This window comes from Streptomyces sp. BK022, from assembly GCF_004217355.1.
GTDB lineage: Bacteria > Actinomycetota > Actinomycetes > Streptomycetales > Streptomycetaceae > Streptomyces > Streptomyces griseoluteus.
In genome coordinates this window covers 111,680-132,431 of sequence record NZ_SHKU01000001.1, presented here as the reverse complement: position 1 = coordinate 132,431, position 20,752 = coordinate 111,680, and the positions used below count along the sequence as shown (strand labels likewise).

23 protein-coding genes and 1 tRNA gene are annotated in these 20,752 nt (G+C 72.3%); 4 read left to right on the top strand and 20 right to left on the bottom strand.

What is annotated here, in order from left to right; genetic code table 11:
* The first annotated feature begins 12 nt into the window (after positions 1 to 12).
* Positions 13 to 492, top strand: a complete 480-nt coding sequence (locus EV284_RS00615) for a hypothetical protein (protein ID WP_130329181.1) — start codon at positions 13 to 15, stop codon at positions 490 to 492.
* Between the two features lie 80 nt (positions 493 to 572).
* Here the strand turns inward: EV284_RS00615 and EV284_RS00610 are convergent.
* A tRNA-Pro gene (locus tag EV284_RS00610) sits at positions 573 to 646 on the bottom strand.
* 124 nt (positions 647 to 770) lie between these two features.
* Here EV284_RS00610 and EV284_RS00605 point away from each other — a divergent pair.
* Together EV284_RS00605 and EV284_RS00600 are read left to right on the top strand one after the other, a co-directional pair.
* Complete coding sequence (locus tag EV284_RS00605) at positions 771 to 1,469, top strand: transketolase (protein ID WP_130329180.1); 699 nt, start codon at positions 771 to 773, stop codon at positions 1,467 to 1,469.
* A gap of 32 nt (positions 1,470 to 1,501) precedes the next feature.
* Complete coding sequence (locus tag EV284_RS00600) at positions 1,502 to 2,416, top strand: transketolase C-terminal domain-containing protein (RefSeq protein WP_130329178.1); 915 nt, start codon at positions 1,502 to 1,504, stop codon at positions 2,414 to 2,416.
* Here EV284_RS00600 and EV284_RS00595 read toward each other — a convergent pair.
* From EV284_RS00595 to EV284_RS00555, 9 genes are all read right to left on the bottom strand, one after another.
* Positions 2,413 to 2,772, bottom strand: coding sequence for an MmcQ/YjbR family DNA-binding protein (locus EV284_RS00595; protein WP_130329176.1), 360 nt, complete (start codon positions 2,770 to 2,772; stop codon positions 2,413 to 2,415). The genes EV284_RS00600 and EV284_RS00595 overlap by 4 nt on opposite strands.
* A 40-nt stretch (positions 2,773 to 2,812) precedes the next feature.
* The gene (locus EV284_RS00590; RefSeq protein WP_130329174.1) at positions 2,813 to 3,718 is read right to left on the bottom strand and encodes a LysR family transcriptional regulator; all 906 of its coding nucleotides are present in this window, start codon (positions 3,716 to 3,718) and stop codon (positions 2,813 to 2,815) included.
* 30 nt (positions 3,719 to 3,748) lie between these two features.
* Positions 3,749 to 4,948, bottom strand: a complete 1,200-nt coding sequence (locus EV284_RS00585) for a glycine C-acetyltransferase (protein WP_130329172.1) — start codon at positions 4,946 to 4,948, stop codon at positions 3,749 to 3,751.
* Between the two features lie 29 nt (positions 4,949 to 4,977).
* Positions 4,978 to 6,006, bottom strand: a complete 1,029-nt coding sequence (tdh, locus tag EV284_RS00580) for an L-threonine 3-dehydrogenase (protein WP_130329170.1) — start codon at positions 6,004 to 6,006, stop codon at positions 4,978 to 4,980.
* Between the two features lie 193 nt (positions 6,007 to 6,199).
* Positions 6,200 to 6,763, bottom strand: a complete 564-nt coding sequence (locus EV284_RS00575; RefSeq protein ID WP_130329168.1) for a GAF domain-containing protein — start codon at positions 6,761 to 6,763, stop codon at positions 6,200 to 6,202.
* The gene (locus EV284_RS00570; protein WP_130329166.1) at positions 6,760 to 7,404 is read right to left on the bottom strand and encodes an ATP/GTP-binding protein; all 645 of its coding nucleotides are present in this window, start codon (positions 7,402 to 7,404) and stop codon (positions 6,760 to 6,762) included. Before EV284_RS00570 ends, EV284_RS00575 begins: the two co-directional genes overlap by 4 nt.
* Positions 7,382 to 7,753 carry a DUF742 domain-containing protein gene (locus EV284_RS00565; RefSeq protein WP_130330919.1) on the bottom strand — a complete coding sequence of 124 codons (372 nt, stop codon included), beginning with the start codon at positions 7,751 to 7,753 and terminating at the stop codon, positions 7,382 to 7,384. The genes EV284_RS00570 and EV284_RS00565 overlap by 23 nt, the downstream gene beginning before the upstream one ends.
* 2 nt (positions 7,754 to 7,755) lie before the next feature.
* A complete protein-coding gene (locus tag EV284_RS00560; protein WP_130329164.1) occupies positions 7,756 to 8,190 on the bottom strand; it encodes a roadblock/LC7 domain-containing protein in 435 nt (144 codons plus the stop codon).
* 71 nt (positions 8,191 to 8,261) lie between these two features.
* Complete coding sequence (locus tag EV284_RS00555; protein WP_207228878.1) at positions 8,262 to 10,385, bottom strand: ATP-binding protein; 2,124 nt, start codon at positions 10,383 to 10,385, stop codon at positions 8,262 to 8,264.
* A 329-nt stretch (positions 10,386 to 10,714) separates the two neighbouring features.
* Between EV284_RS00555 and EV284_RS00545 the strand changes: the two genes are divergently transcribed.
* Positions 10,715 to 11,809, top strand: coding sequence for a hypothetical protein (locus tag EV284_RS00545; protein WP_130329158.1), 1,095 nt, complete (start codon positions 10,715 to 10,717; stop codon positions 11,807 to 11,809).
* Positions 11,810 to 11,825: 16 nt separating this feature from the next.
* Here EV284_RS00545 and EV284_RS00540 read toward each other — a convergent pair whose 3' ends face one another.
* The 10 genes from EV284_RS00540 to EV284_RS00495 form a co-directional block, all read right to left on the bottom strand.
* Complete coding sequence (locus EV284_RS00540; RefSeq protein ID WP_130329156.1) at positions 11,826 to 12,170, bottom strand: barstar family protein; 345 nt, start codon at positions 12,168 to 12,170, stop codon at positions 11,826 to 11,828.
* A 321-nt stretch (positions 12,171 to 12,491) separates the two neighbouring features.
* Positions 12,492 to 13,046 (bottom strand): NADPH-dependent FMN reductase, encoded by a 555-nt coding sequence (gene ssuE, locus EV284_RS00535; protein WP_086693649.1) that lies wholly within the window; start codon positions 13,044 to 13,046, stop codon positions 12,492 to 12,494.
* A gap of 63 nt (positions 13,047 to 13,109) precedes the next feature.
* A complete protein-coding gene (locus tag EV284_RS00530) occupies positions 13,110 to 14,177 on the bottom strand; it encodes an LLM class flavin-dependent oxidoreductase (RefSeq protein WP_130329154.1) in 1,068 nt (355 codons plus the stop codon).
* Positions 14,174 to 15,499: an NtaA/DmoA family FMN-dependent monooxygenase gene (locus tag EV284_RS00525; protein WP_130329152.1), complete on the bottom strand. Its 1,326-nt coding sequence runs from the start codon at positions 15,497 to 15,499 to the stop codon at positions 14,174 to 14,176. The genes EV284_RS00530 and EV284_RS00525 overlap by 4 nt, the downstream gene beginning before the upstream one ends.
* Complete coding sequence (locus tag EV284_RS00520) at positions 15,496 to 16,488, bottom strand: LLM class flavin-dependent oxidoreductase (RefSeq protein ID WP_130329150.1); 993 nt, start codon at positions 16,486 to 16,488, stop codon at positions 15,496 to 15,498. The genes EV284_RS00525 and EV284_RS00520 overlap by 4 nt, the downstream gene beginning before the upstream one ends.
* Before the next feature lie 11 nt (positions 16,489 to 16,499).
* Positions 16,500 to 17,480 (bottom strand): ABC transporter substrate-binding protein, encoded by a 981-nt coding sequence (locus tag EV284_RS00515; RefSeq protein ID WP_130329148.1) that lies wholly within the window; start codon positions 17,478 to 17,480, stop codon positions 16,500 to 16,502.
* 37 nt (positions 17,481 to 17,517) lie between these two features.
* A complete protein-coding gene (locus EV284_RS00510; protein ID WP_130329146.1) occupies positions 17,518 to 18,282 on the bottom strand; it encodes an amino acid ABC transporter ATP-binding protein in 765 nt (254 codons plus the stop codon).
* The gene (locus EV284_RS00505; RefSeq protein WP_130329144.1) at positions 18,279 to 19,283 is read right to left on the bottom strand and encodes an amino acid ABC transporter permease; all 1,005 of its coding nucleotides are present in this window, start codon (positions 19,281 to 19,283) and stop codon (positions 18,279 to 18,281) included. The genes EV284_RS00510 and EV284_RS00505 overlap by 4 nt, the downstream gene beginning before the upstream one ends.
* Before the next feature lie 18 nt (positions 19,284 to 19,301).
* Entirely contained in the window at positions 19,302 to 20,252 is a 951-nt protein-coding gene (locus EV284_RS00500) for an ABC transporter substrate-binding protein (protein WP_242625484.1), read from the bottom strand.
* Positions 20,249 to 20,752 (bottom strand): GNAT family N-acetyltransferase, encoded by a 504-nt coding sequence (locus EV284_RS00495; RefSeq protein ID WP_130330915.1) that lies wholly within the window; start codon positions 20,750 to 20,752, stop codon positions 20,249 to 20,251. The genes EV284_RS00500 and EV284_RS00495 overlap by 4 nt, the downstream gene beginning before the upstream one ends.

The following is a 20,752-nucleotide window of genomic DNA, read 5'->3' as shown; positions in this document are numbered from 1 at the left end:
GAGGAAGACGGAATGGACGTCGAGCTGATCCCCCACGTCGGCACCGCCTCGTTCCGGCTCGGAATGCCGTTCGACCAGGCGATGACCGAGGCAGCCGCCTGGGGACACGTCGAACACGCGCCCGCCGGAGGACGCCCACCGGGCAAATGGGTCGTGGTCAACGAGCCCTACGACTTCGAGTTCGTCCTCCTCTTCGAGTCCGAGCGGCATGAGGAGCTGACCGGCATCGAGGTGTGGCGCTTCCGCGAGGAGAGCGCGGACCTCCGGGTCCTCCTCGACGGCGTCGACGTCTTCCGCACACCGTCGGAGGAGCTCGCCCAGCTCCTGGAGTCGCGGGGGCACGAGGTCGTGGAGAGCGACTACGGCTTCGACGAGGTCCCCGCCCTCGGCCTTCGCTTCGCCAACAACAGCAGCTTCGAATATCCCACCGACGAAGAGGGCGACCCGCTCTACTACGACTACGTCCTGCTCTACGACCCGAAGCAGACGTGAGCGGTCGGCACAGGACAGAACAAGATCAGGGCCGGTTTCGGATAGCTCCGAAACCGGCCCTGATCTGCGACTGTCTCCAGTCGGGACGACAGGATTTGAACCTGCGACCCCTTGACCCCCAGTCAAGTGCGCTACCAAGCTGCGCCACGTCCCGATGCTGTTTGACCTGGGGTTTCCCTGGTCGAAACGCGCAGGGAAACTCTACCGCACTCAGGTCGGTGCTCGCGCACCGCTCGGTTGTTGACCTCAACCGGGCTTGAGGTTGCAGGATCGTCGACATGACGATCACAGCGGACCACGGCTACGACGATCTGCCCCGGCTGATGAGCCTGATGACCGGCGACGAGAAGCACGACTTCGCCGCGACCTCCACGCTCGACGTGCTGTGGGTGCTCTACGACCGGGTGCTCGATGTCACCCCCGGGCGGGCGGAGGCGCCGGACCGGGACCGGTTCCTGCTGAGCAAGGGGCACGGGCCGATGGCGTACTACGCCGTGCTCGCGGCGAAGGGGTTCGTGCCCGAGGAGTGGCTGCCGGGCTTCGGGTCGTACGACTCGCCGCTCGGGCACCACCCGGACCGGGTGCTCGTGCCGGGAGCCGAGATCGGCAGCGGGTCGCTCGGGCACGGGCTGCCGCTCGCCGTCGGCAGCGCGCTCGGGCTGCGGGCGCAGGGGCTCACCGAGCCGGCCGTGTGGGTGCTGATCGGGGACGCCGAGCTGGACGAGGGCAGCAACCACGAGGCCATCGCCTACGCCGGGGCGGCCGGCCTGGACCGGCTGCACACCGTCGTCGTGGACAACGCCTCCGCAAGCCACGCGCTGCCCGGCGGCATCGCCGCCCGGTTCGAGGCCGCGAACTGGTCCACCGCCACCGTCGACGGACGCGACCACGCCGCGCTGTACGAAGCCTTCACCGCCCCGCACCCCGGCCGCCCGCACGCGGTCGTCGCCCGGGTGGAACCCAAGAACGCCCGCTGACCGGATCAGAAAGGCCCACCTTCGTGGAAATCATGGAAACCATGCGTGACCGGTTCGGCGCCGTCGCCTCCCGGCTGCTGGACGAGGACCCGCGGGTCGCGGTCGTCCTCGCCGAGATCGGCCGGGACGCGTTCACGGACGCCGCCCGCCGCCACCCCGACCGGCTGATCAACGTCGGCATCCGCGAGCAGCTCCTCGTCGGCGCCGCCGCCGGGCTGTCGCTCACCGGGATGCGGCCCCTCGTGCACACCTTCGCCGCGTTCCTCGTGGAGCGCCCCTTCGAGCAGGTCAAGCTGGACCTCGGCCACCAGGACACCGGCGCGGTGCTGGTCAGCGCGGGCGCCTCCTTCGACTGGCCGGCCGGCGGGCAGACCCACATGTCGCCCGGTGACGTCGCTCTCCTGGACACCCTGGACGGCTGGACCGTGCACGTCCCCGGCCACCCCGACGAGGCCGAGACCCTGCTCCGGCACGCCGTCGCGGCCGGCGACGACAAGGTGTACGTACGCCTCTCCCTCCAGCGCAACCGGCTCCCGCTCCCGGTCGACGGCGCCCGCTTCCACACCGTGCGCGAGGGCCGCGCCGGGGTCGTCGTCGCGGTCGGCCCGATGCTGGACGCCGTGCTCGCCGCGACCGAGGGCCTGGACGTGACGGTGCTCTACGCGACGACCGTCCGCCCCTTCGACGCGGCGGCCCTGCGCCGGGCCACCGAGGCGGCCGGCACCGACGTGGTCCTCGTCGAGCCCTACCTCGCCGGCACCTCGGCCCGCGCCGCCACAAAGGCCCTTGCCGACGTGCCGCACCGCGTGCTCGGTCTCGGCGTGGGCCGCCGCGAGCTGCGCCGGTACGGCACGCTGGAGGAGCACCTCGCCGCACACGGGCTGGACGCCCGCGGCCTGAGGGAACGGATCGACGCCTTCGTCGGGGCCCGGGCGGTCAGCGCCTAGCGCTCCTGCGGCACCCCCAGCTCCGGATGCTCCTCCAGCAGCCGTACGGGGGCCGCCTGGCGCCAGGAGTCGGCGAGGATGTCCCGCAGTTCGTCCTCGCCGTCCAGCGCCGCGAGTCTCGCCCGCACCCAGGCGAAGTTCGCCTCGTGGTCCGCGATCCAGAACTTCTCCGGCTCGGCCAGCACCAGTTCGTCCCGCTCCTCCTTGGGGCAGCGCACCGCGAGGGAGGTCTCCTCCTCGGGGAGCGTGGCGAACATCTTCCCGGCCACCCGGAAGGTGGGCATGCTCCAGGCCGTCTTCTCGGTCGTGTCCGGCAGGGACAGGGCGATACGGCGTACGTCTTCTGCGTGCGGCATGCGACGCACCGTAACCCCCGGCACTGACAACGTCCCCGGCTCAGCCCTCGGCCGCGGCCTCGCCCAGCGCCTCCAGCACCGGCCGGATGAGCGGATGCCCCTCCGCGCCCCGGCGCACGGCCGCGAACACGCGCCGGGTGGGGGCCACCCCGTCCACCGGCCGCACGACCACGCCCGTCAGGTCCATGCCGCGCAGCGCGGAGCGGGGTACGAGGGCCACGCCCGCGTCGGCCGAGGCCAGCGCGACCACCGCGCGGAAGTCGTCGGAGGAGTGCTCCAGGCGCGGCTGGAACCCCGCGCTCTCGCAGGCCAGCACGACCACGTCGTGACAGGGGTTGCCGGGGTACGGGCCGATCCACGGGTCCTTGGACAGCTCCGCGAGCGGCACCTCGGCGTCGCCGGCGAGCCGGTGCCCGAGCGGGACCACGGCGTCGAACGGCTCGGCGTACAGCGGGAGATGGGTCAGCCGGGGGTCATCGGCGGGCGGCGCGCCCCGGTACTCGACGGCCACCGCCACATCGACCTGGCGGTCCAGCAGCATCCTGAGGCTCGCGTCGCCCTCCGCGTCCTGGACCCGGATTCCTATGCCGGGCGCCGACCGGCCGAGCCGGGCCAGGGCGGGCGCCACGACCTGGGCGATGCCGGTGGCGAAGGCGGCGACGGTGACCGTCCCGGCCTCGCCCTTGCCGTAGGCCGCCAGCTCCGCCTCGGCCCGCTCCAGCTGGGCGAGGACGGCGTTGGTGTGGCTGAGCAGGATCTCGCCGGCCGGGGTGAGCCGTACGCCCCTCGCGCCGCGCTCGACCAGGCGGTGGCCGGTCTCCTGCTCCAGCGAGGTGAGCTGCTGGGAGACGGCGGAGGGGGTGAGGTAGAGCGCGGCGGCCGCCGCCGTGACCGTGCGGTGGTCGGCCACCGCACGGAGGATGTGGAGCCGCCGCGCCTCGATCATTCCGCCATTATCGCAAGGCGGCCGTGCGGGTCAGCCCGCCAGCTCGGCGCGGGCCGCGATGAAGGCGTCCACGGCGCGGTTCACGTCCTCGGTGGAGTGCGCGGCGGAGAGCTGGACGCGGATGCGCGCCTTGCCCTGCGGGACCACCGGGTACGAGAAGCCGATCACGTACACCCCGCGCTCCAGGAGCAGTTCCGCCATCCGGGCCGCCTCGGAGGCGTCGCCGATCATCACCGGGGCGATGGCGTGGTCGCCGGGGAGGATGTCGAAGCCGGCCTCGGTCATGCGGGAGCGGAACAGCGCGGTGTTCTCGGCGAGCCGCACCCGCAGGTCGTCGGCGGACTCCAGCAGGTCGAGGACCTTCAGGGAGGCGGCGGCGATCACCGGCGCGAGGGTGTTGGAGAACAGGTACGGGCGCGAGCGCTGGCGCAGCAGGGCGACGATCTCGGCGCGGGCCGCGGCAAAGCCGCCGGAGGCGCCGCCGAGGGCCTTGCCGAGGGTGCCGGTGATGATGTCGACGCGGTCCATGACGCCGTGCAGCTCGGCCGTGCCGCGGCCGCCGGCGCCGACGAAGCCGGTGGCGTGCGAGTCGTCGACCATGACCATCGCGTCGTAGCGGTCGGCCAGGTCGCAGATCTCGGCGAGCGGGGCGACGTAGCCGTCCATGGAGAAGACGCCGTCGGTGACGATCAGCTTGCGCCGGGCGCCGCCCGCGTTCGCCTCCTTGAGCTGGGTCTCCAGGTCGGCGAGGTCACGGTTGGCGTACCTGAAGCGGCGGGCCTTGGACAGGCGGATGCCGTCGATGATGGAGGCGTGGTTGAGGGCGTCGGAGATCACCGCGTCCTCCGCCCCGAGCAGGGTCTCGAAGACGCCGCCGTTGGCGTCGAAGCAGGAGGAGTAGAGGATCGTGTCCTCCTGGCCGAGGAACGCCGCGAGGCGTGCCTCCAGCTCCTTGTGGACCTCCTGGGTGCCGCAGATGAAGCGCACGGAGGCCATGCCGTAGCCCCAGCGGTCGAGCGCCTCGTGGGCGGCGGCGATCACCTCGGGGTGGTCGGCCAGGCCCAGGTAGTTGTTGGCGCAGAAGTTGAGGACCTCACCGGGGCGGCCGCCCTGGGTGACCTCGACGGTCGCGGACTGCGGGGTGCTGATGACGCGCTCGGGCTTGTGCAGTCCGGCGGCGCGGATCTCGTCGAGGGTGGCGCGGAGGTCGTCGCGGACGGTGTCGAACATGGGGGCTCCTTCGAAGGTGCTGACGGGGGTTACGCGGTCCAGTCCAGGATGACTTTGCCGCCCTTGCCGCTGGCCGCGTCCTCGAAGGCCGCCTCGTAGTCGCGGTAGTCGTACCGGCCGGTGATCACGGGGGCGAGGTCGAGGCCGCCCTCCAGGAGGACCGACATGGCGTACCAGGTCTCGAACATCTCCCGGCCGTAGATGCCCTTGATGGTGATCATCGAGGTGACGATCCGGGACCAGTCCACCGGGAACTCCTGCGACGGCAGGCCCAGCATGGCGATGCGGCCGCCGTGCGTCATGTTGGCGATCATGTCGCGCATGGCCTCGGGGCGGCCGGACATCTCCAGGCCGATGTCGAAGCCCTCACGCAGGCCCAGCTCCCGCTGACCGTCCGCGATGGTGGAGTCCGAGACGTTCAGCGCCAGGCTCACTCCTATCTTGCGGGCCAGTTCGAGGCGCTCCTCGCTGACGTCGGTGACGACGACGTTGCGGGCGCCCGCGTGCCGGGCGACGGCCGCGGCCATCAGGCCGATCGGGCCCGCGCCGGTGATCAGCACGTCCTCGCCGACCAGCGGGAAGGACAGCGCGGTGTGCACGGCGTTGCCGAACGGGTCGAACACGGCGGCGATGTCCAGGTCCACGGGGACCCGGTGCACCCACACGTTGGACGCGGGCAGCGCCACGTACTCGGCGAACGCGCCGTCACGGCCCACGCCCAGGCCGATGGTGGAGCGGCACAGGTGGCGGCGGCCGGCGAGGCAGTTGCGGCACTTGCCGCACACCAGGTGGCCCTCGCCGCTGACCCGGTCGCCCACCCGGATGTCGGTGACGTCGCGGCCGGTGGACACGACCTGCCCGACGAACTCGTGGCCCACGATCAGCGGGGTGCGGATGGCCTGCTGCGCCCAGCCGTCCCAGGCCCGGATGTGCAGGTCGGTGCCGCAGATACCGGTCCGCATGACCTTGATGAGCACGTCACCGGGACCCACTTCGGGCTCGGGCACGTCCGTGAGCCGGAGACCGGGCTCCGCCTTCTCCTTGACCAGCGCCTTCAACGCTACGGCTCCTGTGGGTGAGGCCCGGCCGTACGGGCTCGCCGAGGCGTCCGCACCGGGTCCGAGGGGTGGAATCACCCCGCAATCTGCCGTATGCGCCGACCGGAATCCATCGAGCTTTTCTTAACCGGCGCCACAGGTTTCCTTCACGCGTCGGGGGCTTCGGCTCAACTCCAGTCCTATTGGCGTTCGTTCAGATGGGCAGACCGTCGTCGGCGGCCCGTTCGATGCGTACGGCGAGTTCGGCGGCCATCCCCTTGATGGCCTCAAGCCCGGACCTGCCCCAGGTGCGCGGCTCGGTGTCGGCGGCGCACACGGTGCCGAGCACCATGCCGGAGCTGTCGATGAGTGGGGCGCCCATATAGGAGCGGATCCCGAGGTCGTCGACGATCGGGTTCCCGGCGAAGCGGGGGTAGTCCCGGACGTCCTCCAGCACCAGGGCTTTGTGGCGGACGACCACATGGGGGCAGAACCCGTGTTCGCGGGGCAGTACCCGTCCGGTGCCGTCCTCGCGGGTGAGCGGGGCGGTGGGCGGAGCGCTGAGGCCGGCGAAGAACTGTCGCCGCTCGCCGATGAAGTTGACCATGGCGTACGGCGCGCCCGTGACCTGGGCGAGGTGGTCGGCGAAGGCGTCCAGTGCGGGTTCGGCGCGCTCTCCGAGGCCGAGGCGGCGCAGCCGGGAGGTGCGGGCCGGTGCCTCCTTGTCCTCCGGGGTGAGCAGCAGGCCCCGGACCCGGCGGACCGGTTCGTACATCATGACCGCGCTCCCTGGACGGGGGCTCCCTGGACCGGGGCTCCCTGCACGGGCGCGGCCGCCGGGACGTGGGCGAGGAGGTGGCGTACGAGGGTGAGCAGGGTCTGCACGCCTGAACTGGAGATACGGGCGTCGCAGGGGACGACCGGGACGGCGGGGCTCAGGTCGAGGGCGGCGCGTACCTCGTCGGGGGCGTAGCGGAAGGCGCCGTCGAACTCGTTGACGGCCACGATGAAGGCGACGCCGCGTTCCTCGAAGAAGTCGACGGCGGCGAAGCACTCCTCCAGGCGGCGGGTGTCGGCGAGGATGACCGCGCCGAGCGCGCCCTCGGACAGCTCGTCCCACATGAACCAGAACCGTTCCTGGCCGGGCGTGCCGAACAGGTACAGGACGTGCCGGGGGTCGAGGGTGATCCGGCCGAAGTCCATGGCGACGGTCGTCTCGACCTTGTTCTCGACGCCGTCCAGGTTGTCGGTGGCCGCGCCGACCGTGGTGAGCAGCTCCTCCGTGCTGAGCGGCGCGATCTCGCTGACCGCGCCCACGAAGGTCGTCTTGCCCACCCCGAATCCGCCCGCCACCAGGATCTTGAGCGCGGTGGGGAACGGATCGGGGCTGTACGGGTCAGAGCTGTCGTCGTAGTCCATCGAGCACTGCCTCCAGCAGAGACCGGTCAGTGGGGTTGTGGTGGAACGCGGGGGGCTTGGTGGTCAGCGCCCCGCAGTCGACGAGGTCCGAGAGCAGCACTTTGGTGACCACGGCGGGCAGCCTCAGGTGCGCGGCGACCTCGGCCACCGACACGGGCGCGCGGGTCAGGTCGAGCGCCTGCGCGTGCTCGGGGCCGAGATAGCCGAGCGGGGAGACCCCGGTGGCCATCACCTGGGAGATCAGGTCCAGCGCCACGCTGGGTTCGGTACGGCCGTTGCTGACGGTGAACGGCCGCACCAGCCGTCCGGCCGCGTCGTCGAGCCAGGGCCCGTCGCCCACGGCGGTCACGCTCACGGCCTCATCGCCGTGGGGTCGGCGGCGGCCTGGCGGGGCGCGGTGACGAGGTACGGGCGGACGCTCTTGACCAGCATCGCCATCTCGTAGCCGAGCACGGCGGCGTCGGCCTCACGCCCGGCGAGCACGGCGAGACAGGTGCCGGAGCCGGCGGTGGTGACGAACAGCAGCGTGGAGTCCAGCTCGACCACGACCTGCCGGACCTCCCCGCCGTCCCCGAACCGGACACCCGCGCTGCGGCCCAGCGAGTACAGGCCGGAGGCGAGCGCGGCCATGTGGTCGGCGCTGTCCGGGTCCAGCCCGTGCACGGACTTCACCAGCCCGTCGCAGGACAGCAGCACCGCGCTGCCGGTGTGCGGCACGCGCTGCACGAGGCCGCTCAGCAGCCAGTCGAGGTCGGATGCGTGGGCGGTCGGCGCATCGCTCGCCATGGTGGATCGACTCCTTGGGGTACGGGGGGCTGCGGGAGCGGTGAGGGGTGTGGGGGCGGTGGGGGTGTGCGTCATGCGGGGGGCGCGCTCCTGTCGAAGGGGCCGGGGGGCATGTGGTCCGGCTCCAGGTGGTTCGGCTCCTGAGGGGGCGGCACGGTGTGGTCGGGCTCCGTGGGGGCGGGAGCCATGTGGTCCGGCGCCGTGGAGGGCAGTGCCGTGTGGTCGGGCTCCATGGGGGACGGCGCCATGTGTCCAAGCGCCATGTGCCCAAGCTCCATGTCGCCGGCCTCCATAGGCGGGACCTCCAGGTGTGACGCCTCCAGGTGCGGCGCCTCCACGTGCGGCGCCTCCAGTGGCCCGGCTCCCGTGTGCGCGGCAACCATGTCCTCGTCGCCCATGTGGCGGGGCTCCGTATGCGCGCCCTCCCTGTACGCCGTCTCCGAGGGGTACGCCGTCTCCGAGGGCTCCCCCTCACCGGGCGGCACCTCCGCGAACTCCTCCCCCGCCGTCTCCAGGCTCTGCTGGGACTCAGCCAGCCCGATCCCGCGCTGGAAGGCGGCCATCAGGCCGGGGTCGTGGCCCACCACAACATCGTTGTCCTGACGCGGTACGGGGCCGCCCCGGAGCTGCGGAACGATGTGCTCCTGGGCACGGCGGCGGGGCAGCGAGGGCCGCTCCGCGGCCGGGGGCGCCGCACCGACTCGCGGGGCCGGCAGCACCCCCGCACCGGCCTCCGCCAACGCCCGCTCCCCGGCGCCGATGCCGGGCACCGCCTCGGCGGGGTTGGCCCGCTGCTCCTGCGCCCCGCGCAGGGGCAAGGGAGGCGGCGCGGTGGCACCGTTCCCCCGCCGAGCCACCTGCCGATGCCGCCCGGTGGCCGGAACGCTCGACGCACCGGGAGCGGCTGCCCCCACCGCCCCGGCCCCTTGACCAGCAGCCTCCTGACCGGGCCCAGCCGCAGCCCCCTCGACCTCCGGCACCACTCCCGCCGACGCCCCCAACAACCCTTGCGGTACCACCAGCACCGCCTGCACGCCCCCGTAGATGTTGGTCTGGAGGCGTACCGAGATCCCGTGCCGACGGGCCAGTTGGGAGACCACGTACAGCCCGATGCGGCCGTCGGCCAGCAGGCTGGCGACGTTGACCTGGTCGGGGTCGGCGAGAAGGGCGTTCATCCGGTGCTGTTCCTCGACCGGCATCCCGAGTCCCCGGTCCTCGACCTCGATGGCCAGTCCGGAGGTCACCAGGTTGGCGCGGAGCAGGACTTGGGTCTGCGGGGCGGAGAACACCGTGGCGTTCTCCACGAGTTCGGCAAGGAGATGGATGACGTCGGCGACGGCGTGCCCGCGCAGCTCGCCCTCGACCGGCGGAACGAGCTTGACCCGTGAGTACTGTTCGACCTCCGCGATGGCGGAGCGCAGCACCTCGGTCATGTCGACGGGGTTGCTCCACTGCCGCCGGGAGACGGCACCACCGAGCACGGCGAGGTTCTCGGCGTGGCGGCGGATGCGGGTGGCGAGGTGGTCGACGTGGAAGAGCCCCTTGAGCAGATCGGGGTCCTCGATCTCGTTCTCCAGCTCGTCGAGGATGGAGATCTCACGGTGCACCAGGGACTGGAGGCGCCGGGCGAGGTTGACGAACACCTCGAGTTTCTGTTCGTTGGCGGCCTGGCTGGAGAGCTGGGCCGCGCGGACGACGGCGGTGACGGCGCCGTCGTGCGCGCGGGCCAGGTCGGCGGCGAGAAGTTCGAAGTCGTCGGCGTCCTCGGGCGGCCGGCGACGGGGTTTGCCGCGGGGCGGCGGCTCGCCCCGGCGCAGCGCGTCGACCAGGGCGCGGAGATCGGCCTCGCCGCGGGCGGCGTTGCGACGCAGGGCGCCGACGCGGTCGCCGACGGAGCGGGCGGCGCGGTCGGCGGCGACGGCGGCGATGGCGACGGCGGCTCCGGCGACCACGACGGTGAGGGCGAGCACCGCCCACAGGGCGAGGCCGGTGTGCGCGCCGCTGGAGCGGACGGTGAAGACGACGGCCGCGGTGGCGGCGAGGGCGACCGCGACGGGTGGGAGTACGGCGAGCCGCATGAGCTGGGGCCGAATGAGCGTCTCGGGCAGTGCGGGAGCGGGTCGGGCGACCGGTCGCCCGTGCCTGCCGCCCTCTCGGCGGTCGACACGGGCGACCGGTGCGCGGAGGTGAGACATCTGCGTCCTCGTACTGGTCCGTCGGGCCTGACGTCGGAAAGAAAAGGGAAAAGAAAAGGGCCCTGAGTTGTCCGACGGGAATTCACGGTAGTTGCCTGTGCGGTAGGTGCGGCGGGCAGTTGACAAACTCTCCCGGCCTGCGTCCCGCTCTGGTATGAGGCGTCGCACATTCGATCGATAAAGCCGATGGATTTCCGCGCCATAGGGAAAAGAAAACGGTCCGCCACGATCAGAAGAAATCATTTCCCGTGATCCGTACGTGATCGACATCCCGTACGCTCCCGCCTGGTGGGCGTGCACGAGCACCCGACAACTACGGGGGACGCAGGATGACTTGGGGACGTGCGGCGATACCGGCGCTGGTCGGCGGGCTGCTGCTCACGGCGTTGCTGTGGTGGGCGGGGGCGAGTGCGGACGCGCTGCACCTGACGGGGAGCACCGATCTGCTGGGCGGCGAGGCGGTGTCCGATCTGCAGCAGTGGCTCGGCCCGTGGGCGTACGACCCGCCGCAGTTCGCGCCGGACGGTGACAGCGCGCACTACCTGGACCTGTTCCACACCGGGAGGCAGATCCGGTTCGGGGCACTCTTCGTGTCCTTCACCGTCGGGGCGCTGTTCCTCATGCGATGGCTGCCGCCGGTCGCGGGGCGCGTGACCGCCGCGCTGCTCGCGTCGTGGGCCTGGGCGCTGGTGTCCGCCATGCTCGCGGTGACGGTGTCGGCGCCGTGGCAGATCGCCGCGTACGGGCACGGCAGCTATCGCTTCCTGCCCGATCTGGCGGGCGTGATGGCCGGGGGACGCCAGCTCGTGGTGGTGGTCGGACTGGTCGCGGCGGCCGCGACGGTGCTGGTGGGACGGGCCACCGCCAAGGGCGCGGGCCCGCTGCCCCGGCGGGAGGTGCCCGCGCGGCCCGCGCGGCTGGCGGCCACGGCCGGCACGGCGGTGATCGCGCTGTCGCTGGTGGTGCTGTCGTACCAGCGGGTCGCCGCCGCGATCCAGACGGCGCCGTACGGCGGTGGGTTCTTCTCCGAGCCGGGTGATCTGCTGCGCGAGTTGCTGCTGCTCGGCTTCTGGTCGGGTCCCTCGGGCACGCCGGTCGTCGACTGGCTGCTCGCCCGGCTGTCCGACGTGCTGGTGCTCGTGGTGGTGTGGTGGGCGCTCCGGCTGCTGCCCGGACTGCTCACCCGGGCCACGGTCCCGGCGATGGCGGTCGGCGCGGTGTGTGCCACGGTCCTCGGCCTGGTGGCCGGGCAACTGCTGCGGGTGGTGACGGTCGGGGGCGGCATGAAGTGGGGCGTGCGGTACATCGTCGGCAATCTGGGCGCCGGTCTCGCGGCCGCGCTGCTGTGGGGGCTGGTCGCGGGGGCGCTGGCCGCGGTGACGCTGCGGCTGACGGCCGGTCCCGTGCCGGCCGAAGACCAGTGACTCGAAGACCAGTGACTCAGAGGAGGGTCAGGACCACCGCGAGCGTCGAGTCGTACTTCTGCTGCCGTCCCGCGACCGATTCGAGGACCTGCTGGGCGCTCTCCCACTGCTCGGGCTGGGCCTTCGCGTAGTCCCGCCAGCCGACGACGACCAGGAGGCGGCCCGGCACCTCGGGGCCCCAGCCGATGTCGCCGCAGGCGTCCTGGAACGCCTGCCAGTTGCGTCCGGCGAACTCGGGCAGGTCGAGGGCCTTGGTGGCGCGGTCCATGAATCCGGCCTGGTCGGTGACGCCGGCGAGGTCGAGCGGGATGACCTTCCAGCCGGCCTGGTGGACGACCTCGGCGAGGGTGGCTGCGGGCATGTCGGCACCGCCTTCGGGGTCCGGAGACTGCCTCGGTCCACCCATGATGCCCCGGCCGGAGCGGATCCGCAGGTCAGCCCGGCCGGGCCCGGAGGACCGCCACCCGGACGGCTCGAAGGTGGTGTACCGGGTGACCGGCAGCCTGTTCTCCACCTCGTCCGGGGCCGCGCGGGACGCCGTGGAGGCGCGGTGCGCCGGGCACGGCGCGACGGTCGGGGTCACCGGCCTGGACGAGCGCGGCGCCCGCCCGCACGGCACCCTGACCGGCGAGCCGGCGGGCAGGGTGCTGAGCGCGCGCCGGCCCGCTCCGGCGCGGACCCCTCACCCGGTCGCGGCCAGCAGGGTGCGGCCGCCGAGGGCGACGGAGAACTGGTCGGTGATCTGGGCCAGCGCCTCTGCGGTGCCGGGAGCGACGGCCAGGGTGCCGTCCTCGCGCACCACTATGTCCTTGTCGAGGGTGAACCAGCCCTGGACTATATGGGCCGCGCCCATGGAGCTGAGCACCGGCCGCAGGGCGTAGTCGATGGCGAGGACATGTGCCGTGGTACCGCCGGTGGCGAGCGGCAGCACCGTCTTCCCCGTGAGGGCGTACTGCGGGAGCAGGTCGAGGAAGGACTTGAGCAGCCCGGAGTACGCGGCCTTGTACACGGGGGTGCCGATCACGACGCCGTCGGCCCGGTCGACCAGTTCGGCGGCGGCCGCGATGGCCGGGTGCCTGACATCGGCGCCGAGCAGGGCGTCGGCGGGCAGCCCGCGCACGTCCAGCGGGACCACCTGGTGCCCCTGGCGGCTCAGCCGCTCGTCCAGGTGGCGCAGCAGACGGCCGGTGCGGGAGGTGGCGGAGGGGCTGCCGGAGATGGACAGGACGGTTGCCATGGGGGGACCTTTCAGGCGGGGTTCGATGGGCGGGAGCCGGGGGGTGTCTGGGCGATTCCCCCCTTACGCCTGCTGCCACAGGGTGGTGGGCGCTTCCGTCCGCACCACGGGTGCGATCTCCTCGGCGAACCAGCGGAGCTGGTCGATCTGCCGGGGCAGGGAGAGGCCGGAGCCGTCGACGGTGACGGACTGCAGGTCGTGCCGGTAGGCCGCGTGGAAGCCGAGGATCTTGTCGATGACCTGCTGCGGGCTGCCGATCAGGTGGGGCCCGTCCGCGATGGCCTCCTCCACCGTGCGGAACGGTGTGTTGTAGCCCGGCCTGCCGGCCAGGTGCGGCTTGTACGACTGGCGGACGCGGGCCTCGTAGAAGTCCTTGAACTCGGCGACTGCCTGCTGGCTGGTGCGGGCGATGAACAGGCCGCCGGAGCCGGCCCCGACGTAGGCTCCGTCCGGGTCGTGGCCGTGGGCGGCGAAGCGTTCCCGGTAGTGGTCGATGAGCCGGGTGTACGCCTCGCGGGGCTGGATGGCGTTGGCGCTGAACAGCGGGTCGCCGTGCCGGGCGGCCAGCTCCGGGGAGTTGAGGCTGGTGGCGGAGCCGTGCCAGACGCGGGGCGGGCGGCCCTCGTAGGGGCGCGGCAGCGTGGTGACGCCGGTCAGGGGCGGGCGGAACTTGCCCTGCCAGGTGACGTCCTCCTCACGCCAGAGCCGGCGCAGCAGCTCGTACTTCTCGGCCTGGTAGTCCCACTGGAGGCCCTCTTCCAGGCCGAAGAGGTCGAAGTGGCCGGCCTCGGCGCCCTTGCCGACGACGAGTTCGAGGCGGCCGCGGGAGAGTTGGTGGAGAGTGGCGTAGTCCTCCGCGACCCGGACGGGGTCGAGGACGGCGAGGACCGTGACGCCGGTGAGCAGCCGGATGCGGAAGGTGCGGGCGGCGAGCGCGCCGAGCAGCACGGTGGGGCTGGAGGAGAGGAAGGGCCCGGCGTGCCGCTCCCCGATCGCGTACGCGTCGAAGCCCAGCTCCTCGGCGGCCACCCCGGTCTCCACGATCTCGGTCAACCGGTCGGCCGCGGGCACCTGTTCGCCGGTGAGGGGGTGCGGGGCGTGGCCGCCGATGGTGAGGACCTGGAACCTCATGCAAACTCCCCCTGGCGCGGTGCGGGGCGGCCGAGGCCGAGGTGGTCGCGCAGGGTGCGCCCTTCGTACTCGGTGCGCAGGACGCCGCGTTCCTGGAGCAGCGGCACGACCCGGTCGACGAACTCGTCGAGCCCGCCGGGGGTGAGGTGGGGCACGAGGATGAAGCCGTCGGCCGCGTCGGTCCGCACGTGTTCGTCCATGGCGGCGGCGACCGAGCCGGGGGTGCCGATGAAGGACTGGCGGGCGGTGAGTTCGATGGCCAGTTCGCGGATGGAGAGGTGCTTCTCCTCGGCGAGGGCGCGCCAGCGGGCCGCGACGCCGAATCGGTCGCTCATGTGCGCCCAGCCCTGGGCGAGTTCGCCGTCCGGTACCGGGTCGACGTCCGGGAGCGGTCCGTCGGGGTCGTAGCCGGTGAGGTCGCGGCCCCAGACGTTCTCCAGGGTGGCGATGGCGGTCTGCGGGCTGACCTGCTGGCGCCGGATGTGCGCGGCGCGCTCCTGTGCGTCTGCCTCGCTGTCCCCGAGGACGACGGTCGCGGCGGGCAGGATCTTGAGCTGGTCCGGGGTGCGCCCGTACCGGGCCAGGCGGCCCTTGACGTCGGCGTGGAAGGCGCGGCCCGCTTCCAGGGTGCCGTGCCGGCTGAAGACGATGTCGGCGGTGCGCGCGGCGAACTCCCGGCCCTCGTCGGAGTCACCGGCCTGGATGAGGACGGGGTGCACCTGGGGCGAGTGGGGCAGCGTGGCGCGGGCGGTGATGTCGAACTGGGGCCCGCTGTGCCGGACGGTGCGCGGGGTGCCGCCGCCGGGCCAGGAGTCCCAGAGGGCGCGGGCGACCTCCACGAACTCGGCGGCACGCGTGTAGCGGTCGGCCCGGTCGAGGTAGCCGCCGCGCCGGAAGTTCTCGCCGGTGAACGCGTCGGAGGAGGTCACGATGTTCCACGCCGCCCGGCCGCCGGAGAGGTGGTCCAGCGAGGCGAATCTGCGCGCGAGTTCGTAGGGCTCGTTGAAGGTGGCGTTGACGGTGGCGGCCAGTCCGAGATGCTCGGTGACGGCGGCGAGCGCGTTGAGCACCGTCAGCGACTCGGGACGGCCCACCACGTCCAAGTCGTGGATGCGGCCCTTGCGTTCGCGCAGCCGCAGGCCCTCGGCGAGGAAGAAGAAGTCGAACCGGCCGCGCTCCGCGGTGCGGGCCAGGTGCTTGAAGGAGGAGAAGTCGATCTGGCTGCGGGAGTCGGGGTCGCGCCACACGGTGGTGCTGTTGACGCCGGGGAAGTGTGCGGCGAGGTGGACCTGCTTGCGTCCTCGCGGAGTCGGGGCGCTCACCGCGCGGCCTCCGTCCGTACGGCGTAGCGGCTGCCGGGCCGGGTCAGGCCGAGATGGTCGCGCAGGGTGCGGCCGGTGTGGGTGGCGCGGAAGAGGCCGCGGGCGCGCAGGGCGGGTACGACGTCGTGGATCACGGCGGGCAGTTCCTCCGTGGGGTCGGTGGTGACGAGGTGGAAGCCGTCCGTGCCGGCCTCGGCGTGCCAGTCGGCGAGCAACTCGGGCAGGGAGCCCGGGGTCTCGGAGACGCCGACGCGTATCAGTACGCGCAGGTCGTCCCGGCCGGCCCGGGCCAGCAGTTCGGTGCGGGCCTCGCGGGCGGTGGCCGGGCCGCCCGCGTCCAGCAGGACGATCTCGGCGTGCTGTGCGGCCAACTCCCAGCGGGCGTCACGGCCTTGGGCGTCGAGTGCGACCGCGACAGGTGGCCGCCCCTGCGGTGGCCTGGGCACGATGGACGGGCCCCGGACCGAGAAGTGCGGCCCGTCGAAGTCGATGTGGTGCAGCTTGTCGCGGTCGATGAAGCGGCCGGTACCGGCGTCCCGTATCTCGGCGTCGTCCTCCCAGCTGTCCCAGAGCCGGGCGGCGACCTCGGCGGCGTCGGCCGCCTCCGCCCACAGCTCGGCGTCGGGCGCGGGATCACGCCGGCCGACGGCGCGGGCCGCCTCCCCGGTGGTGGAGACGTCGACCAGCCAGCCGGCCCGGCCCTCGCTGACGAAGTCCAGGGTGGCGAGGGCGCTGGAGGTGTGGAAGGGCTCGGTGTGGGTGGTGGTGACCGTGGGGACCAGGCCGATGCGGCTGGTGCGGGCGGCGGCGTGGGCCAGTACGGCGACGGCGTCGAGGCGGCCGTCCCCGTCGGCGGGGTCCAGGGAGTCGTCGAGGGTGACGAAGTCGAGGGCGCCGAGTTCGGCGAGCTGGACCAGGCCGGTCCAGTGGGCGGCGGAGCGCGGCCCGGCGCTGCCGAGGGCGACGGAGAGATGGAGTTCGCGGGTCATGCTGTCCTCGCCTACTTCCCGGCCTTGGGCAGGCCGGGCGGGTTGATCTCGGACGTGGTCACGGCCTCGTCGGACAGCCCCCAGCGCTTCAGCACCTTCGCGTAGGTGCCGTTCTCGATGACGTGGTCGAGGGCGTCGGCGAGCGGCTTGGCGAGGCCGCTGTCCTTCTTGGTGGTGGCCGCGATGAGGCCCTGGAGGGTGGCGCCGGCGCCGGAGTAGGTGCCGACGACCTCGGTCTGGCCGGTGGTCGCCGCGTGGTAGGCGGCGGTCGGGTTGGGGCCGACGTAGAGGTCGATGCGCCCGGAGCGGAGCGCGAGGTAGGTGTCGCTCTCGTCCTGGTAGTACTTGATGTGGATCGGCTCGCGGCCCGCCTTCTCGTTCTCCTTGCTCCACTCGACCAGGAGCTTCTCCTGGTTGGTGCCGCTGGAGACGGCGACGTTCCGCCCGGCGAGGTCGGCGGGGCCGGTGACCTTCAGGCCGCTGCCCTTCTTCGCCGCGAACCCGAGGTTGTCCTCGCGGTAGGTGGCGAAGTCGTACTTCTCCTTGCGCTCCTCGGTGACCGTGATGTTGCTGAAGCCCACGTCGTACTTGGCGCTGTCCAGGCCGACGAAGATGTTCTCCCAGGAGACGGTGTTGAGGTGCGGCTTGAGCCCGAGCACCCCGGCGACCAGGTAGGCGATGTCGGGTTCGACGCCGATGACGGTCTTGTTGTCGGTGGCGTGGAAGCCCAGGGGCGCGGCCGAGTTGGAGGAGTCGACGATCTCCAGGGTGCCTCTCTTGCGGATCTTCTCCGGGACCTCGGCGGCGATGGAGGCGACCCGGCCGGTGGTGATCCGGTGCTGGTCCGGGCCGAGGTTGATCTTCGTGGTGGTGCCCTTGCCGGCCGCGACCTCGGCCGTGCCGCCGTCGGTGGGGTTGGCGCAGGCGGCCAGGACGAGGGCGGAGGCGAGGCCGAGTGCGGGGACGGCGATACGGCGGGCGGTGGTGGACACGCGGAAGTCTCCTAGGGGTGGTGCGGAGTCGGGAGGGTCAGAGCACCTTGGCGAGGAAGGCGCGGGTGCGTTCGCGCCGCGGGTCGTCCAGGACGGCCGCGGGCGGCCCCTGTTCGACCACGGTGCCGTCGTCCATGAAGACCACGGTGTCGGCGACCTCGCGGGCGAAGCCGATCTCGTGAGTGACGACGATCATGGTGGTGCCGGTGCGGGCCAGGTCCTTGATGACGTCCAGGACCTCGCCGACCAGCTCGGGGTCGAGCGCGGAGGTGGGTTCGTCGAAGAGGAGCACCTTGGGCTCCAGGGCGAGGGCGCGGGCGATGGCGACGCGCTGCTGCTGGCCGCCGGAGAGCTGGCGCGGGTAGGCGTCGGCCTTGTCGGCGAGGCCGACCCGGTCCAGCAGGCGGCGCGCGGTGGCCTCGGCCTCCTTCCTGGGGCGGCGCAGCGCGGAGACGGGGGCTTCGAGGAGGTTGTCCAGGACGGTGAGGTGCGGGAACAGGTTGAAGTTCTGGAACACGAACCCGATGTGGGTGCGCTGCTTGAGGACGTCACGTTCCTTCAGTTCGTGCAGCTTGTTCCCGGCGCGGCGGTAGCCGACGAGTTCGCCGTCGATGCTGATCCAGCCGCTGTCGACCTTCTCCAGATGGTTGATGGTCCGCAGCAGGGTGGACTTGCCGGAGCCGGAGGGACCGAGGATCACGGTGACCTCGCCCGCCCGTACGGTCAGGTCGACGCCCCGCAGGACTTCCAGCGGGCCGAAGCTCTTGTGGACGCCGCGCACGTCCACCATGACGTCGTTCATCGGCTCTCTCCCCCGAGGTGAAGTGCGGTGACGGGTGCCTCGCGCCGGGCGGCGGCCGCGCGGAGCTCCCGCAGGAGGCGGCGGGCCCGCTGGAGCGGGGTGGGCGGCGGGGTGCGGTCGGCACCGCGGGCGTAGCGGCGCTCCACGTAGTACTGGGCGATGGACAGCAGCGAGGTCAGCAGGACGTACCAGGCGGTGGCGACGAGCAGCAGCGGGATGACCCGGCCGTTGCGGCCGTAGACGACCTGGACCTGGTAGAACAGCTCGCCGATGGCCATCACGTAGACCACCGAGGTGCCCTTGAGCAGGCCGATGATCTCGTTGCCGGCGGTGGGCAGGATCGCGCGCATGGCCTGGGGCAGCACGATCCGGCGGATCTGCCGCAGCCGGGGTATGCCGAGCGCGGCGGCGGCCTCGCGCTGTCCGGAGTCGACGGAGAGGACTCCGCCCCGGACGATCTCGGCGGCGTAGGCGGCCTGGTGGAGGGTGAGGCCGATGACGGCGGCGCCGATGGTGCCGATCAGGCTGTCGCTGTCGACGGACCAGAAGACGGGACCGAAGGGGATGCCGATGCCGAGGCGTTCGTACAGGGCGCTCAGGTTGAACCAGAACACGAGCTGCACGATCATCGGGATGGACCGGAACACCCAGATGTAGGTCCAGGCGACGGTCTGCAGCACCGGGCTGTACGAGAGCCGCATGAAGGCCAGCACGGTGCCGAGGAGGAAGCCCAGCACGGTCGCGTAGGCGGTGAGCTGGAGGGTGACCCAGACGGCCTGGACGATCGTCTCGGACAGTACGTAGTCGCCGAAGACCCCCCACTCCCAGACCGGGTTGGTGGCGAGCCCGTGCGTGAACTGGGCGACCAGCACGAGGACGGCGGCGGCCCCGGCCCAGCGGGCGGGGTGCCGGGCGGGGACGACCCTGAAGGCGGCCGGGTCCGCGGTGGCCGGCGGCACGCGGGGCGCGGCCGGGGCGGTGTCGGGGGCGGCGGTGGTCATGGTGGGTTCCGTCGCTTCTCAGGCGTGCTCGGGCGGGCTGATCCGCGAGCTGTCGATGGCGGAGCCGGTGGTGCCCCACTTCTTGAGGATGCGTTCGTAAGTGCCGTTCTCGATCAGCTCGTTGACGGCCGCCTGGAACGCCTTGGTCAGCTTCGAGCCCTTCTTGAAGGCGAAGCCGACGTCGAGGCGGTGGTACTCGCCGAGGAACGCGGTGTGCGCGGCGGGCTGGGCGGCCTGGTAGCGCAGGCCGTTGATGGTCGACATGATCACGTCGATACGGCCCTGCTGGAGGGCGGTGATCGTCGCCCCGTTCTCCGAGTACACCTTCACCTCGTACGGCTTCTTGCCGGCCTTGGCGCACACCCCCTTCTGCGCGGCGAGGGTGGCCTCGAAGGTGGTGCCCGCGTTGATGCCGACGGTGCGGCCGCAGAGCTGGGTCAGGTCGGTGATCTTCCTTCCGAAGGAGGTGTCGCCCTGCTTCACGGCGAAGCCCTGGCCGTCGTCGATGTAGGTGACGAAGTCGATGGTCTTCAGCCGCTCGGTGGTGACGCCGAAGTTGCCGGTGCCCACGTCGTACTTGCCGCTGCCGAGAGCGGGGAGGATGGTCTCGAAGGAGGCGTCCTGCCGCTCCAGTCGGATTCCGAGCACCTTGGCGACGGCCGAGGCGATGTCGATGTCCTGGCCCTGGGGCGTGCGGGAGCCGTTCGGGTAGTACGCGGAGGGTGGCGCGCCGACCGAGTTGCCGATGCGCAGGGTGCCCGCGGAGCGTACGTCGGCGGGCAGCAGGGCGGCGGCGGAGTCGACCTTGCGGACGGCGGCCACGGGATCGGCGGTCGGTGCGGGCGAGCCCCCGGCGGCGGTCGCCTCGGCGGGGTCGCCGGAGCCGCACCCGGTCAGGGCCAGCAGGGGCAGGAGCGCGGCGGCGGCCACGAGCGGGCGCGTGCGGCCGGGGATGCCGGGGAGCTTCACTGGGCGGTGGCCTTTCCGGTGCGGAGGTGTTTTTCGAAGGGCAGCGGGCCGATGGACTCGGGGTCGGCCTCGGTGTCGAAGAGCGGGCGGTAGCCGGTGTTCAGGTACAGGGCGCGGGCCTCGGGCTGGCGGGGTCCGGTGGTCAGGTAGATCCGCCGGTAGCCGCGGGCGCGCGCCTCGCGTTCCAGCTCGGCGACGACCTCCCGGGCCAGGCCCCGGCGGCGGTGGCCGGAGTGGGTCCAGATCCGCTTCAGCTCGGCGGTGGCCTCGTCGTACCGGCGGAAGGCGCCGCCCGCGACGGGTTCGCCGCCCTCGAGGATCAGCAGGAGGACCCCGCCGTGCGGCGCGGTGAACTCCTCGTCGGGGTAGCGGGCGAGTTCGGCGTGCGCGTCCTTGCCGTAGCGGGTGGAGTACTCCTCGCCGAGTTCGCGCAGCAGCGGCCGTACGCGCGGGTCGGAGACGGCCACCTGGACGACCGACCGTGCGGAGAGGGCGGGCAG

Bases quoted from the DNA above. Each gene is read 5' to 3' on its own strand.
- EV284_RS00540 (WP_130329156.1), bottom strand. From the start codon at position 12,170: ATGCCCGCAGCCACCCTCGCCGAGGTCGTCCACCAGGCCGGCTGGAAG.
- EV284_RS00555 (WP_207228878.1), bottom strand. From the start codon at position 10,385: ATGTCTCACCTCCGCGCACCGGTCGCCCGTGTCGACCGCCGAGAGGGC.
- EV284_RS00560 (WP_130329164.1), bottom strand. From the start codon at position 8,190: ATGGCGAGCGATGCGCCGACCGCCCACGCATCCGACCTCGACTGGCTG.
- EV284_RS00520 (WP_130329150.1), bottom strand. From the start codon at position 16,488: ATGACCCGCGAACTCCATCTCTCCGTCGCCCTCGGCAGCGCCGGGCCG.
- EV284_RS00590 (WP_130329174.1), bottom strand. From the start codon at position 3,718: ATGATCGAGGCGCGGCGGCTCCACATCCTCCGTGCGGTGGCCGACCAC.
- EV284_RS00545 (WP_130329158.1), top strand. From the start codon at position 10,715: ATGACTTGGGGACGTGCGGCGATACCGGCGCTGGTCGGCGGGCTGCTG.
- EV284_RS00510 (WP_130329146.1), bottom strand. From the start codon at position 18,282: ATGAACGACGTCATGGTGGACGTGCGCGGCGTCCACAAGAGCTTCGGC.
- EV284_RS00530 (WP_130329154.1), bottom strand. From the start codon at position 14,177: ATGAGGTTCCAGGTCCTCACCATCGGCGGCCACGCCCCGCACCCCCTC.
- EV284_RS00505 (WP_130329144.1), bottom strand. From the start codon at position 19,283: ATGACCACCGCCGCCCCCGACACCGCCCCGGCCGCGCCCCGCGTGCCG.
- EV284_RS00585 (WP_130329172.1), bottom strand. From the start codon at position 4,948: ATGTTCGACACCGTCCGCGACGACCTCCGCGCCACCCTCGACGAGATC.
- EV284_RS00575 (WP_130329168.1), bottom strand. From the start codon at position 6,763: ATGATGTACGAACCGGTCCGCCGGGTCCGGGGCCTGCTGCTCACCCCG.
- ssuE (WP_086693649.1), bottom strand. From the start codon at position 13,046: ATGGCAACCGTCCTGTCCATCTCCGGCAGCCCCTCCGCCACCTCCCGC.
- EV284_RS00605 (WP_130329180.1), top strand. From the start codon at position 771: ATGACGATCACAGCGGACCACGGCTACGACGATCTGCCCCGGCTGATG.
- EV284_RS00615 (WP_130329181.1), top strand. From the start codon at position 13: ATGGACGTCGAGCTGATCCCCCACGTCGGCACCGCCTCGTTCCGGCTC.
- EV284_RS00600 (WP_130329178.1), top strand. From the start codon at position 1,502: ATGGAAACCATGCGTGACCGGTTCGGCGCCGTCGCCTCCCGGCTGCTG.
- EV284_RS00570 (WP_130329166.1), bottom strand. From the start codon at position 7,404: ATGGACTACGACGACAGCTCTGACCCGTACAGCCCCGATCCGTTCCCC.
- EV284_RS00595 (WP_130329176.1), bottom strand. From the start codon at position 2,772: ATGCCGCACGCAGAAGACGTACGCCGTATCGCCCTGTCCCTGCCGGAC.